We start from the raw sequence: 13818 nt of genomic DNA on the forward strand, positions 1-13818 counted from the left end.
ACGCCGGCGGCAGCGCCGCTTCCTATGATGCCCTGATCAGAACAGCACATAGGAGACACGTCATGAGCCACACCTCGACCGGCCGGCGCCGCATGCTGGGCCTGCTGGGCGCCACCGCCGCGTCCGGCGCGCTGCCCGGCATCCCCGCCCTGGCATCCGACGCCGGCACCCAGGACTTCCCCACTCGCGCCCTGCGCCTGGTCGTTCCCTTCACCCCGGGCGGCGGCACGGACGTCGTCGGACGCTCCCTGGCCGCCGCCATGTCCGAGGCGCTGGGGCAGTCCATCGTGGTCGACAACCGGCCGGGGGGCGGCACCGTCATCGGCTCGAACATCGTGGCCAAGGCCAAGCCCGACGGCTACACGCTGCTGCTGACGACCACCGCCCTGGCCATCAACGACACGCTGGTCAAGGACCTGCCCTACGACACCGACCGCGACTTCAGCGACATCGGCCTGATCTGCGTCGGGCCGAACGTGCTGGTCACCCATCCGAAAAGCCGCTTCAAGACGCTGGACGCCGTCATCCGCTACGCCAAGGCCAATCCGGGCAAGTTGACCTACGGTTCCTCGGGCAACGGCTCGGCCGTCCACCTGGCCGCCGAACTGTTCAAGATGAAGGCCGGCGTCGACCTGACCCACATCCCCTATAAGGGCGCGGCGCAGGCCTACACCGATCTGGTCGGCGGCCGCCTGGACTTCGTTTTCGCCACCGCGGGCGGCGTGGCGAAATACGTCGAGGAAGGCACGCTGCAAGCCGTCGCGCTGACCTCGCGCGAACGCACGCCGGCCTATCCCGGCATTCCCACCATCGCCGAACGGGTGCCCGGCTATTCGGCCGAGGTCTGGTACGCGATCCTGGCCCCGGCGGGCACGCCGCCCGACATCGTCGCCGCGCTGAACGGCGCCTTGAACAAGGCCGCCAACGATCCCGGCTACAAGTCGCGGGTCTCGGCCGACGGCATGAAGGTGGCGGCCGGCACGCCGCAGGAGATGCGCGCCTTCCGCCAGTCCGAGCAGGCGCGCTGGCGCCAGGTCATCCACGACGGCAAGATCACCACCACTTGAAGGACTGAACATGACGACGAACGGCCAACGGCTGGCTGGCAAGACGGCCATCATCGTGGGCGCGGGCCAGCGCCCCGGCACGACGATGGGCAATGGGCGCGCGACCGCGGAGTGCTTCGCGCGGGAAGGCGCCAGGCTTCTGCTGGTGGACATCAACGGCGAGTGGGCGCAGGACACGCTGGCGGCGGTGCGCGCGCTGGGCGCCCCGGCGGAGGTGGCGATTGCCGACATCACCCGCGAGGACGACTGCCGTCAGGTGGTGGCGTCCTGCGTCGAACGATGGGGACGCGTGGACATCCTGCACAACAACGTCGGCTTCTCCAAGGGCGATGCCCGCACCGCCGAACTGTCGCTGAACTCCTGGCAGCGCATCATCGACGCCAACCTGACCGGCATGTTCCTGATGTGCAAGCACGCCCTGCCGCAGATGGTCGCCCAGCGGTCCGGCTGCATCATCAATGTATCGTCCACGTCCTCGCTGTCGGGCCGGCCCACGGTCACCTACAAGACCAGCAAGGGCGCGGTCAACACGCTCACCCAGCACATCGCGTTCGAGAACGCGAAGCACGGCGTGCGCGCCAATGCGATCCTGCCGGGCCTGATCGACACGCCCATGGCCATCGAGCGGCGCGCGGAGGAAACCGGGGTCCCCCGCGAAGTGATCCGCCGCGAACGCGATGCGCTGGTGCCGATGGGCTACATGGGCGAAGCCGCCGACGTCGCGAACGCGGCGCTTTTCCTGGCCTCGGACGAGGCGCGCTACGTGACCGGCGTACTGTTTCCGGTCGATGGCGGCCTGCTGCTCAAGCGGGGCTGAGCGCAGACCTCAGGCCTGGGGGCGGGCGAACAGTTCGCGCGCGCCTTCGGGCAGGGCCGCGGGATCGACGCATGCCATCCAGATCTGTCGGCCCGCCCATTCGTCCGCCAGCGCGACGACCTCCACTCCCGTCCGCTCGGCATAGGTCCGCGCCAGGCCCTCGGCCATCAGGGCCAGGCCCAGCCCCTCGCGCACCAGCATGCAGCGTGCCTCGGGATTGGAGACCTGCGCGCTGACGTTGATGGGCCGGGGCAGGTTTTCGCCGATCAATCGCTGGAAGTTGGCCAGGTCGTGGCGCGGGAAATAGCCGACGTAGTCATGATCCAGCGTGTCGAAGAAACGCACCGGACCACTCCGTGCCAGCGCGTGCCCCATCGGGACGACCAGGGCGACCCGTTCGCGGCGGTACTCCACGAAGTGCAGGCCCGGAGGCGGAAACGGCGCGTGATAGATTCCGATCTCCGCCTCCCCCTGGGTGACCAGCGCCGGGATCTCAACGCTGGACGCCTCGACGATGTCGACGCGATGGCCTGGACACACGCGGCGCAGCAGGCTGATGGCGCGCGGCAGGTACTGCAGCACGACCGACCGGCAGGCGGCGATCCGGATGTGGGACTCGCCGTCGTCGCGGAAGCTCGCCAGGGTCCGCTCCAACTGGCGGGCCGCCGACAGCAGCGAGGTCGCATGGCGGTACAGCGCCTCGCCCGCGGCCGTGGGCTCGACGCCCCGGCCGGTCCGCCGCAGCAGCGATACGCCGTGCTCGCGCTCGAGCTCCGCCAGCCGCTTGCTTACCGCCGAGGCCACGACGTTCAGCCGGTCGGCGCAACGGCTCAGGCTTTTTTCCTCGACGCATGCGACGAAGGTCTTCAGGCTTTGCAGGTCCATGTCCTTTCCTTTTCCGCTTGCGCCGCAAGCTTCGTCAGGGCTCGGCAGCCGCCGACTTGAGCCCCAGCCTCGCGGCCAGCCGCGCCAGGTTGGCCCGGTCCACGCCCAGTTCGCGCGCGGCGGCCGACCAGTTGTCTCCATGGCGGCGCAGCGCCGCGACGATCAGGCCGCGCTGGTAGCCCTCGACCGCCTGCTTCAGCGGCTGCGCGGGAACGCGCGCGCGGGCCGCCGCCGGGTTCTCGCGCGCGGAAGCGGGCGACCCGGCCTCCCCTTCCTCCAGCCCCAGGTCCGCCACCGTCAGCGTCAGGATGGCCGGACGCGGGGTTTGCCGGGACAGCGCCTTCAGCGCGCTGCGGCTGATCAGGTGTTCGAGCTCGCGCACGTTGCCCGGCCAATCGTAGGCCAGCAGGGCCGCCTGCGCCTCGGCGGCCAGGCGCAGGTTGCGCAGCCCCAGGCGCGAGCGGTTTTCGTCCAGGAAGGCGCCGCTAAGCAGCAGCACGTCGCGGCCTCGTTCGCGCAGGGGCGGCACCCGCAGCGGGTACACGCTCAGGCGGTGGTAGAGGTCGGCGCGGAAACGCCCCTTGCGGACCTCCTCGGCCAGGTCACGGTTGGTGGCCGCGATCAGCCGTACGTCCACGTGATGCTCGCGATCGGAGCCCAGGCGCTGCAATTGCCCGCTTTGCAGCACACGCAGCAGCTTGGCCTGTACCGCCAGCGGCAGCTCGCCGACCTCGTCCAGCAGCAGGGTGCCGCCGTCGGCGAGCTCGAACTTGCCGCGCCGATCGCCCACCGCTCCCGAGAACGCGCCCTTGACGTGGCCGAACAGCTCGCTTTCCACCAGGGCCTCGGGCAAGGCCGCGCAGTTGATGCTGACCAGCGGCCGCGTCGCGCGCGGCGAGGCCGCGTGCAGCGCCTGGGCCACCAGTTCCTTGCCGACCCCGGTCTCGCCCGTCACCAGCACGGTCAGGTCGCTGGCGCCCACGGTGCGAACCTCGTCCAGCAGCCGCCGGATGACGGCGCTGTGCCCCAGCAGCGGACGCGGTGCGGTTTCGCCCGCCGCCGCGCGATAGATTTCCGCGCGCTGGTGCTCGTCGCTGGCGCGCGAGGCCAGTAGCTGCAACCGATCGGCCACGCTGACCGTCGCCGCGGCCAGGCTGGCGAAGGTCTGCAAGGCATCCAGGTCCTGCGCGGAAAAACGCTCGGCCTCCATCGCATCCAGCGTCAGCAGGCCCCAGGGGCGCTCGCCCACCCGCAGGACGCAGCCCAGGCAATCGTGGACCTCCAGTTGCTCGCCTTCCATTCCTTCGACCAGGCCGTCGTAGGGATCGGGCAGGCGGCTCCCGGCCGGGAAGCGCGTGGGGCCGTCGGACTGGAGCAGCAGCTGGAAGCGGGGATGCTCGTCCACCTTGAAACGGCGGCCCAGCGTATCGCTGCTCAGGCCGTCCACGGCCAGCGGCACGAGCCATTCTCCATCCAGCCGCAGCAGGGCTGTTGCATCGCAAGGAACTAGGGTACGGACAGCCTCCAGCAGGCGGCGGTAGCGTTCCCCTTCGGCGAGATCCCGCGCCAGATCGTCCACCAGTGGAACAAGAGCGTGCAGCAGGGCATTTGCAGTCATTTTGACTAATTTGAGGTCATAAAGACACATGAAGATTATAGGTCATTATGACTCCCAGGCATGGAAAATGGCGCAGCGCCGCGAGAATCGGCCTGGCACGCATCTTGAATAAGGGAAAACGAAGGCTGTCCCCTTTCCCGGCCGGCCGCTCTTGCAGGAGATACCATGCTGTCCGCTCAACAACGAGCCATCGTCAAGGCCACCGTCCCGCTGCTGGAAACCGGCGGCGAAGCCCTGACCACCCATTTCTATCGCCTGATGCTGGCCGAGTACCCGGAGGTCCGGCCCCTGTTCAACCAGGCCCACCAGGCCAGCGGCGACCAGCCGCGCGCGCTGGCCAACGGCGTGCTGGCCTATGCGCGCCACATCGACGACCTCACGCCCCTGGGCGGGATGGTCGGCCGCATCGTCAACAAGCACGTCGGGCTGCAGATCCTGCCCGAACACTATCCCATCGTCGGCACGTGCCTGCTGCGCGCCATCCGCGAAGTGCTCGGCCCCGACGTCGCCACCGACGAAGTCATCGAAGCCTGGGGCGCGGCCTACCAGCAACTGGCCACGCTGCTGATCGGCGCCGAGGAACAGTGCTACGCGACCCAGGAGAAGGCGGCCGGCGGCTGGCGCGGTTCGCGCGCCTTCCGCGTCGCCCGCAAGGAACAGGAAAGCGAGGAGATCACCTCGTTCTACCTGGTGCCCGCCGACGGCGGTTCGCTGCTGGACTTCCAGCCCGGCCAGTACATCGGCCTGAAGCTGGTCGTCGACGGCGAGGAAGTGCGCCGCAACTATTCGCTGTCCGCGCCCCCCAACGGCCGCGAGTACCGCATCAGCGTCAAGCGCCAGGGCGACGGCGTCGTCTCCAACCACCTGCACGACCGGATCGGCGAAGGCGACACGCTGGAACTCTTCCCGCCCTCGGGCAACTTCACGCTGCAGGCCAGCGACAAGCCGCTGGTGCTGATCAGCGGCGGCGTCGGCATCACGCCCACCCTGGCCATGCTGCAGGCGGCCCTGGGCGGTTCGCGCGCGATCCACTTCATCCACTGCGCCCGCAACCAGGCGGTCCACGCCTTCCGCGACTACGTGGATGCCGCGGCGGGCAAGTTCCCGCAGCTCAAGCGTTTCTACTGCTACGACGAACCCGGCGAGACGGCGCAGCGCCCCGATGCGGTCGGCCTGCTGACCAAGGAGCAACTGGCGCAGTGGCTGCCGCAGGACCGCGACGTCGACGTCTACTTCCTGGGTCCCAAGCCGTTCATGCGCAACGTCCAGCGCTACCTGAAGGAACTGGGCGTGCCGGAGACGCAGACGCGGTATGAGTTCTTCGGGCCGGAAGCGATGGCGTAAGAGCCCGCGCTACTCGAAGAACCGTTTCATCTCCAGCCCGCGGATGATTTGCGCGGTCGCCTCCGCCAACGGAGGCAGCGGGCCGCTGGACGGCGTGGCCAGGGTCAGGTTGTTCATGATGACCGGCTCGGCAATGGACGAGAAGGCCAGGAAATCCTGGCCCGCCATGTCGCTCAGCGCCGAGCGCGGGATGATGGTGAACATGCCTTCCTTGGCCATGGTCTCGAGGATGGTATGCACCACGTCCACCTCGGCCACGACGTCCAGCGTCACGTTCAATTCGCGGCAGGTGCGGTCCACCAGCGCGCGGATGGTATTGGGCGCGCTGGGCAGCACCAGCGGATAGCGGCCCAGGTCCCTCGCGCGCACGCGCGGCGGGGGCACGGGCCGGCAGGCCTTGCCGTAGGCCAGCACCAGGTCCTCCCGGTAGATGGATTCGAACCGCAGCAGGGACGAGGACGGCGGGTCGTACAGCAGCGCCAGGTCCACCCTGCCCTTGACCAGCCATTCATTCATCTCGGAACTCAGGCCTTCGGCCAGCGTCAGCGCGGCATCGGGATGCAGGCGCCGGAACGACTGCACGATGTCCGGCGCCATCCGGCGCGCCACGCGGTGCGGCATGCCCAGCCGGACCTTGTCCTGCGCGGCGGCGCGGAAGGCGCGCATGTCCTGGCGGGCATGCTGGGCCATGGCATCGAGCGTCTTGGCATGCTCCAGGAACCGCAGCCCGGCCTCGGTGGGTTCGACGCCCCGGCCGGTGCGCACCAGCAGATGGTGGCGCAGCTCGGCTTCCAGCAACTGGATCTGCCGGCTGAGCGAGGGCTGCGAGACGCCCAGCACCTCGCCCGCGCGGGAAAGGCTGCGCATTTCGCAGACGACGATGAAGTAGCGGAGTTGCCGGAGGTCCATGGATGCAATGGTATACGTTTTTCCTATATCAGAAGTCAGGCTGGGCGCATTGCTCGGCCCCGGGGGCTTGCGCATGATGCGGGGTTGACGTTTATCGCACCCCCACCATGCCCGACTGCGCACCTCCCCTGGCCGAGATCACGCCTCCTGCCGAGCCCCTGCCCAAGCACGCCTGCGACACCCATTTCCACGTCTTCGGCCCCGCCGGCGTCTTCCCCTACGCCGACGACCGTCCCTATACGCCGCCCGACGCGCCCTTCGAACGGCTGCGCGATCTGCACCGGCGGCTGGGCTTCGAGCGCGGCATCATCGTGCATCCGGGCTGCCACGGCTACGACCTGTCGGTCACGCTCGATGCACTGGATCGCGGCGCGGGCCAGTACCGGGCGATCGCCCTGCTGGATCCGGCCACCGACGAGGCCCGCATCGCCGAACTCGACCGGCGCGGCGTGCGCGGCGTGCGCTTCAATTTCGTGGCTCACCTGGCCAACGCCGGCTGGGACGAACTGGCGCGGATCGTGCCCCGCATCGCGCCCTTCGGCTGGCACGTCTGCATCCATTCGGACCAGGCCTCGCTCGAAGGCTTGCTGCCCAGGCTCAGGACGCTGCCCGTTCCATTCGTGATCGATCACATGGGACGCGTGGCCGCCGCCGAAGGCACCCAGGGTTCGGCCTTCCGGGCCTTGCTCGCGCTGCGCGACCATCCCGGCGCCTGGGTGAAGATCTCCGGGCTGGACCGCACGTCCAGCAGCGGCAAGCGGCCGTTCCAGGATGCCGAACCGCTGGTGTCGGCGCTGCTGGACGCCATGCCCGAGCGCCTGCTATGGGGCACCGACTGGCCGCATCCGAACGTGCACGGCGACATGCCCGACGACGGCGAACTGCTGAACACCTTCCTGCGGCTGTGCCCCGATGCGGCCACGCGCCAGCGCATCCTGGCGGACAACCCGCACGCGCTGTTCCGGTTCGCGCCATGACGCGGCGCATGTTCCACTGCGCCCAGAACTCCAGGAGACCCGACCATGCCTAGACTGAATCCCCCCGACGTCGAACAGATGTCCGAACACCAGCGCCGCGTCTACGACGCCATCGCCTCGGGCCCGCGCGGCAAGGTGCGCGGGCCGCTGGCGATCTGGCTGCACCGCCCCGGCCTGGCCGAACACGCGCAGGCCCTGGGCCAGTATTGCCGCTACGACTCCAGCCTGCCGCCGCGCCTGTCCGAACTGGCCATCCTGACCATGGCCGCGCTGTGGCGCGCCCCCTTCGAATGGTGGGCGCACCATCCCATCGCCCTGAAGGCAGGGCTGGACGCGGACGTGGCCGAGCAGATCCGCGCCGGCGCCACGCCCGTGTTCGCCCAGCGCGACGAGTCGGTCGTCTACCGCTTCGTGCGCGAACTGGTGGAAACGCGGCAAGTCCCGGACGCGCTCTACCAGGAGGCCCTGGAGGTCCTGGGCAAGGACGGCGTCGTCGACCTGGTCGGCATGGCCGGCTACTACACCCTGATCTCGATGACGCTGAGCGTCTTCGACATCCCCACGCCCGACGGCAGCACCGTCGAATTCGGGCGCTGATGCCTTTCCGATCATCATCATCACGAACGAGATACCCATCATGACTGGCCGCCTGCAAGGCAAGATAGCGATCGTCACCGGCGCGGGCAGCGTCGGCCCCGGCTGGGGCAACGGCCGCGCCATCGCATACCGTTTCGCGCAGGAAGGCGCACGCGTCTTCGCCGTCGACCGCGATCCCGCGGCCATGGAAGAAACCGTGGCCCGCGTGCGCGAAATCGGCGGCGAGATCGCCATCTGGCGCTGCGACGTCACCTCGTCGGACGAGGTCCGCGACATGGTGCGCGCCTGCGTCGACACCTGGGGCGGCGTGGACATCCTGGTCAACAACGTGGGCGGCTCGCGCAAGGGCGGCCCGGTGGACCTGGACGAAGCGGCGTGGGACGCGCAGATCGACTTCAACCTGAAAAGCGTCTATCTGGGCTGCCGCCATGTGCTGCCGCTGATGGAGGAGCAGGGCGGCGGCGCCATCGTCAACATCGCCTCGACCTCGGGCACGCGCTGGACCGGCTCGGCCCAGGTCGGCTATTCCAGCGCGAAGGCCGGCGTCATCCAGCTGTCGCGCGTCGTGGCGCTGGAATATGCCAAGAAGAACATCCGCTGCAACACCGTCATTCCGGGCCAGATGCACACCCCCATGGTCGAAGTCCGGCTGGCCGGGCAGCGCGCGGGCGGCGACGTGGAGCAGTTGCTGGCGCAGCGGCAGTCGCGCATCCCGCTGCCCTTCATGGGCGACGGCCTGGACACCGCCAACGCCGCGCTGTTCCTGGCGTCCAGCGAAGCCCGCTTCATCACCGCCACCGAGATCGTGGTCGACGGAGGCATGAGTGCGCGCTGCGACTGACGCCCCCGTGCGCTATCCCGATCCGGCCGTCATCGCGCTGGATCCGCGCTTCGAGAAACTCACGCTGCCGCTGGCGGCGGTCGAGCGCCTGGCCACGGGATGCCGCTGGGCCGAAGGGCCGGTCTGGTTCGGCGATGCCCGCTACCTGCTGTGGAGCGACGTGCCCAACGACCGCATCATGCGCTGGGACGAAATCACCGGGCAGGCACATGTCTGGCGGCCCGTGTCCGGCCATGCGAACGGCAACACGCGCGACCGCCAGGGGCGCCTGGTCACCTGCGAGCACCAGGGGCGCCGCGTCACCCGAACCGAACACGACGGCCGCATCACCGTGCTGGCCGACCGCTACCAGGGCAAGCGCCTGAACTCGCCCAACGACGTCGTCGTGAAATCCGACGGCTCGATCTGGTTCACCGACCCGCCCTTCGGCATCATCGGCTACTACCAGGGCGAGAAGGCCGAACAGGAAATCCCCGCCGCCATCTATCGCATCGACCCGTACAGCGGCGCGGTCGACCTGGTCTGCGATACGGTCAACGGCCCCAACGGGCTGGCCTTCTCGCCCGACGAGAAGCAGTTGTACGTGATCGAATCGCGCGCCCGCCCCCGCAACGTCCTGGTGTTCGATGCGTCGGACGACGGCCGCCGGCTGGGCCCGCAGCGCGTGCTGTTCGACGCCGCCGACGGCACGCCCGACGGCTTTCGCGTCGACGTCGAAGGCAATCTCTGGTGCGGCTGGGGCATGGGCACGCCCGAGCTCGACGGGGTCCGCGTCTATTCGCCCCGGGGGGAACTCCTGGGCCGCATCGCCCTGCCCGAGCGCTGCGCGAATCTGTGTTTTGGCGGCAAGCATCGCAACCGCCTGTTCATGGCGTCCAGCACGTCGATCTACTCGTTGTTCGTCAATACCCAGGGCGCCCCCGGCGGCTGAACGCCCGCGCCCTGATCTCCAAAACGATAAAGGAGAACACCATGTTCCATCCGACCCGTTTCCACGCCCTCGCGCCGCTCGCCGCGGCCCTGCTGGGACTGGCCGCCTTCGGCGCGCAGGCCCAGTCCGTCACCAGCATCGTCGTCGCCTTCCCGCCCGGGGGCCCCGCCGACTCGCTCGCGCGCGTCGTCGCCACCCAGCTCGAGAAAGAGCTCAAGCAGACCGTCGTCATCGAGAACAAGCCGGGCGGCAACGGCGCCATCGCCGCCAGCCAGGTGGCCCGCGCACGGCCCGACGGCCAGACGCTGTTCCTGAGCTCGGTGGGCGCGATCTCGATCAACCCCGCCCTGTACCCCAAGCTGATCTACGATCCCGCCAAGGACTTCGCGCCGGTCTCCCTGCTGGTTTCCACGCCCGAGGTACTGGTTGTCGGCCCGGACAGCGCCAGCAAGACCGCCAAGGACTTCGTCGCCCACGCCAAGTCGGCCAAGGGAGCCACCATGGCCTCGTCCGGCGTGGGCAGCATGCCCCACATGGCCATCGTGCAGCTCAAGCTCTCGACCAAGGCCAACATCCTGCACGTGCCCTACAAGGGCGCGGCGCCCGCCATCACCGACACCATAGGCGGACAGGTCGACGGTTTCATTGGCGACATCTCGGGCCTGATGTCCAACATCAAGGCGAACAAGGTCAAGGCGCTCGCCATCGCCGCACCCAAGCGCTCGCCGCTCCTGCCCGACGTCCCGACCTTCGACGAACTGGGCGTGCCCAACGTCTACGCCAACAACTGGTACGGCCTGTACGCGCCCAAGAAAACCCCGGCCGACAAGGTCGCCGCATTGAACGCCGCAGTCCGCAAGGTGCTGGCCTCGCCCGAGCTGAAGGCCTATGCCGAATCGAGCGGGGTCGAGCTCTCGCCCACCACGCCCAAGGAGTTCGACGACCTGAGCCGCAAGGATGCCAAGAAGTGGGGCGACCTGATCCGGGCGGAAGGGATCAAGGCCGACGAGTAGGCCGCATTGAACTTGCCGCTGCGGCAGTCCTGACGCAGCCGGCCAGCCTTGCACGCAGCGCCTCGGCCAGTTCGTGCAGGGCTGGCAGCAATACGCTCCGTATGTGCCGGTTCGAGAACTCCTCGATGCTGTAGCTGACGTTGAGCACGAAGGTGCCCTCGTCCATGATCAGCGGCATCGCGGTCGATTCCGTGCCGTGGCCCCAGACCACGGAGCAATGGCCTTCGGCCTCGAAGCGCCTCAGGCTCGCCTCGATCTCGGCCGCGACGGCAGGCCAGTTGCGCTCATGGCGCGCCTTCAGGCGCAGCAGTTGCCCGGCTCGCTGGCGACGAGACAGGCTGGCCAGATACGCCCGGCCGACGGCATTCGTTTCCATCGGCCGGCGGTGCCCGGGTTCGATGCGCCGGGAAAGGCGCGAACGATCGCCGTGCGCCACGTGAAGATAGACCATGTCCAGTTCGTCCGGCACGGACAGGCCGACGTTGATGTGCTGCCTGGCACTCAGCGCCTGCATGAGGGGCACCGCTTCGTGCACGACCTGCGAGTCGAGCATGACCGCATGCGCAAGGCTAAGCACCGAGAACGACAGCCTGTAGGTCTGCAGGACCGGATCCTTCTTCAGAAAGCCGCCGTGCGCGAGCGTCTGCATCAGGCGGCTTACCGTGGCCTTGGGCAGGCCCGTTCGCTCGGCGACCTCGGCATTCCCCAAGGCGCCCAGACCAGGCCGGAAGCAACGCAGAATGCACAGTCCCCGCTCGAGCGAGCGGTTCATCGACGCGCTCGTTTTCTCCTGCGCGGCCGCTTCGGTGTGGCTACGCGTGGCCCGCATCGCGGCCCGCCGACTCTCCATGGATAGCTCCCCTTCGTTGCACCGTGCCATTGAGCCCCAAGCGCGGCTTCCCAGCACGAGGCCAGCCCGCGCACCGTTCCGGCAAGTGGAATCGGGTCATTGAGAGGCCTTTCCAGCGCTGCCTATACTCCGCCCAAAACATCGACCGAGCAAACAAGGTCGAACCTCGCAACCGGACGGAGACCACGATGAAACGCCCGTACCTGACGGCCCTGGTGTTGCTTGCCCTGGGCCCCACCCTGCCGGCCCACGCCCAGCAGCCCTACCCGAACCGCCCCATCAAGGTCATCGTCGGCTACCCCGCCGGCGGCACGCTCGACGGTCCCGCGCGCATCGTCACCCAGACCATGTCGCGCCTGGCGGGCCAGTCGTTCGTCGTCGAGAACCGCCCCGGCGCGAGCGCCAACATCTCCGCGGAAATCGTCGCCAAGGCGCCGGCCGATGGCTATACCCTGCTGCTCAGCTCATCCTCCCTCTCGTCCTCCGGCGCCTTGTTCAAGAACCTCCCGTTCGAACCGACGAAGGATTTTCGCCACGTGGGCCGCTTCTGCACCCTTCCCACCGTGATCGTCGCGCGCAAGGACCTGCCGGCGAACACCCTGCAGGAAGTCGTCGATCTGGCGAAACAGAATCCGGGCAAGCTGACGTACGGCTCGCCGGGCACGGGGACCGGCGCCCACATGTCGGGGGAAGTGCTGAACCGCTATGCCGGCATCCGCATCACCCACATCCCGTTCAAGGGCTCCGCCCAGGCCCTGACCAATATCTCGGGCGGCCACATCGATCTCATGATAGGCGGCCTCTCGACCATCGAGGGTGCCATCAAGGGCAAGCTGGTCAAGGTCCTGGCGGTGACGAATCCTGAACCATCCCCCGACCTGGTGGACGCCCCGACCATCCAGCAGGCCTTGAAAGACTATCAAGCACCCCGCCAATACCAGTTTTCGACCTGGCTGGGGCTGTCCGCGCCGGCCGGCACGCCAGATGCCGTCATCGACCGGCTCCAGGCCTTGCTGCAGGCCGCGCTGCAAGACCCGAAGACCCGCCAGGAACTGACCGCCATCGGCGTCTCGCCCGGCTTTCTACCCGGCATCGCGCTGCGGGAACAGATCGACGAGGAAGTGCCTGCCTATGCAAAGGTCGTCAAGGAAATCGGCATTGCCTTCGACTGACATGGAAACTTCCTCCTGCGTGCAGGCCGATCTGTCCGGACCCGTCGCCACACTGACCCTGAACCGGCCCGACCGGCTCAACGCGATGACCGTCGAGATGGACCGGCAATTGCGGGCCGCCTTCGACATCGCGAGCGACTCGCCCCAATGCCGGGTCATCATCATACGAGGCGCGGGCCGGGGATTCTGCTCGGGCGCCGATCGCGACACTGCTGGAGGCACGCAATCACCGCTTTCCTGGCAGCCGTGTCCGGCTCGTCTCGCGGAGTTCCGCTTCGGCTACCTGCTCGAGTCGCCCAAACCCGTGATCGCCGCCATCCATGGCGCGGCGATAGGCGTGGGGCTCGTCCTTGCCGCGTGCTGCGACATCAGGCTGGCGACTTGCGACGCCAAGCTGGGCTTCCCGTATTCGCGGCTGGGGCTGGTCGGGGAATACGGCATCGCCCACCTGCTTCCCGCCTTGCTGGGCAGCGGCATCGCGCGCGAACTCCTGCTGTCGGGTCGCCTGTTCAGCGGCACCCAGGCACTCGACATGGGACTGGCCAGCCACGTCGCCGATGCCGACGCCTTCGACGCACTGGTGCGCGAGTACGCCGAAGACCTGGCGCGCAACTGCTCGCCTCGCTCGATGGCCGTCATCAAGAACCAGCTGCGCGACGCCGCCCAGCAGACATTCATCGAGTCGCTGCATCGCGCGAACCGCGAACTCGATGCCGCCAGGCAATCGTCCGACTACGCCGAGGCCCGCGCGGCCCGGCGCGACCGCCGTCCTCCCGCCTTCACCGGAGATTGATCCA

14 protein-coding genes are annotated in these 13818 nt (G+C 68.5%); 10 read left to right on the forward strand and 4 right to left on the reverse strand.

Going from position 1 to position 13818, the window contains the following annotated elements; genetic code table 11:
- The first annotated feature begins 62 nt into the window (after positions 1 to 62).
- Both EGT29_RS24515 and EGT29_RS24520 read left to right on the forward strand, forming a co-directional pair.
- Positions 63 to 1067, forward strand: a complete 1005-nt coding sequence (locus EGT29_RS24515) for a tripartite tricarboxylate transporter substrate binding protein (protein ID WP_124691443.1) — start codon at positions 63 to 65, stop codon at positions 1065 to 1067.
- A gap of 10 nt (positions 1068 to 1077) precedes the next feature.
- The gene (locus EGT29_RS24520; protein WP_124691444.1) at positions 1078 to 1884 is read left to right on the forward strand and encodes an SDR family NAD(P)-dependent oxidoreductase; all 807 of its coding nucleotides are present in this window, start codon (positions 1078 to 1080) and stop codon (positions 1882 to 1884) included.
- Between the two features lie 9 nt (positions 1885 to 1893).
- Here EGT29_RS24520 and EGT29_RS24525 read toward each other — a convergent pair whose 3' ends face one another.
- Both EGT29_RS24525 and norR read right to left on the reverse strand, forming a co-directional pair.
- Positions 1894 to 2769 carry a LysR family transcriptional regulator gene (locus EGT29_RS24525; protein ID WP_161567954.1) on the reverse strand — a complete coding sequence of 292 codons (876 nt, stop codon included), beginning with the start codon at positions 2767 to 2769 and terminating at the stop codon, positions 1894 to 1896.
- Between the two features lie 34 nt (positions 2770 to 2803).
- Complete coding sequence (norR, locus tag EGT29_RS24530) at positions 2804 to 4387, reverse strand: nitric oxide reductase transcriptional regulator NorR (RefSeq protein WP_124691446.1); 1584 nt, start codon at positions 4385 to 4387, stop codon at positions 2804 to 2806.
- 165 nt (positions 4388 to 4552) lie between these two features.
- Here norR and hmpA point away from each other — a divergent pair, with 165 nt between their 5' ends.
- Complete coding sequence (hmpA, locus tag EGT29_RS24535; protein WP_124691447.1) at positions 4553 to 5731, forward strand: NO-inducible flavohemoprotein; 1179 nt, start codon at positions 4553 to 4555, stop codon at positions 5729 to 5731.
- A 9-nt stretch (positions 5732 to 5740) separates the two neighbouring features.
- Here hmpA and EGT29_RS24540 read toward each other — a convergent pair whose 3' ends face one another.
- Entirely contained in the window at positions 5741 to 6640 is a 900-nt protein-coding gene (locus EGT29_RS24540) for a LysR family transcriptional regulator (protein ID WP_124691448.1), read from the reverse strand.
- A 107-nt stretch (positions 6641 to 6747) separates the two neighbouring features.
- Here EGT29_RS24540 and EGT29_RS24545 point away from each other — a divergent pair, with 107 nt between their 5' ends.
- Genes EGT29_RS24545 through EGT29_RS24565 form a run of 5 tightly spaced genes read left to right on the forward strand, consistent with a single transcriptional unit; the run spans position 6748 to position 10999 of the window.
- Complete coding sequence (locus EGT29_RS24545) at positions 6748 to 7617, forward strand: amidohydrolase (RefSeq protein WP_124691449.1); 870 nt, start codon at positions 6748 to 6750, stop codon at positions 7615 to 7617.
- Between the two features lie 45 nt (positions 7618 to 7662).
- Positions 7663 to 8214, forward strand: a complete 552-nt coding sequence (locus tag EGT29_RS24550) for a carboxymuconolactone decarboxylase family protein (RefSeq protein ID WP_124691450.1) — start codon at positions 7663 to 7665, stop codon at positions 8212 to 8214.
- 40 nt (positions 8215 to 8254) lie between these two features.
- Positions 8255 to 9055, forward strand: coding sequence for an SDR family NAD(P)-dependent oxidoreductase (locus tag EGT29_RS24555; RefSeq protein ID WP_124691451.1), 801 nt, complete (start codon positions 8255 to 8257; stop codon positions 9053 to 9055).
- Positions 9039 to 9986, forward strand: coding sequence for an SMP-30/gluconolactonase/LRE family protein (locus EGT29_RS24560; RefSeq protein WP_124691452.1), 948 nt, complete (start codon positions 9039 to 9041; stop codon positions 9984 to 9986). Before EGT29_RS24555 ends, EGT29_RS24560 begins: the two co-directional genes overlap by 17 nt.
- 41 nt (positions 9987 to 10027) lie before the next feature.
- Complete coding sequence (locus tag EGT29_RS24565; protein WP_124691453.1) at positions 10028 to 10999, forward strand: tripartite tricarboxylate transporter substrate binding protein; 972 nt, start codon at positions 10028 to 10030, stop codon at positions 10997 to 10999.
- On the opposite strand, the gene EGT29_RS24570 is transcribed toward EGT29_RS24565, so the two are convergent.
- Positions 10983 to 11849 (reverse strand): IclR family transcriptional regulator, encoded by an 867-nt coding sequence (locus EGT29_RS24570; protein WP_161567955.1) that lies wholly within the window; start codon positions 11847 to 11849, stop codon positions 10983 to 10985. The two genes, EGT29_RS24565 and EGT29_RS24570, sit on opposite strands and share 17 nt — an antisense overlap.
- Positions 11850 to 12037: 188 nt before the next feature.
- Between EGT29_RS24570 and EGT29_RS24575 the strand changes: the two genes are divergently transcribed.
- Together EGT29_RS24575 and EGT29_RS24580 are read left to right on the forward strand one after the other, a co-directional pair.
- Positions 12038 to 13021 carry a tripartite tricarboxylate transporter substrate binding protein gene (locus EGT29_RS24575; protein WP_124691455.1) on the forward strand — a complete coding sequence of 328 codons (984 nt, stop codon included), beginning with the start codon at positions 12038 to 12040 and terminating at the stop codon, positions 13019 to 13021.
- Between the two features lies 1 nt (position 13022).
- Positions 13023 to 13814, forward strand: coding sequence for an enoyl-CoA hydratase-related protein (locus EGT29_RS24580; RefSeq protein ID WP_161567956.1), 792 nt, complete (start codon positions 13023 to 13025; stop codon positions 13812 to 13814).
- Positions 13815 to 13818 lie beyond the last annotated feature (4 nt).

This window comes from Pigmentiphaga sp. H8 (assembly GCF_003854895.1).
Lineage (GTDB): Bacteria > Pseudomonadota > Gammaproteobacteria > Burkholderiales > Burkholderiaceae_B > Pigmentiphaga.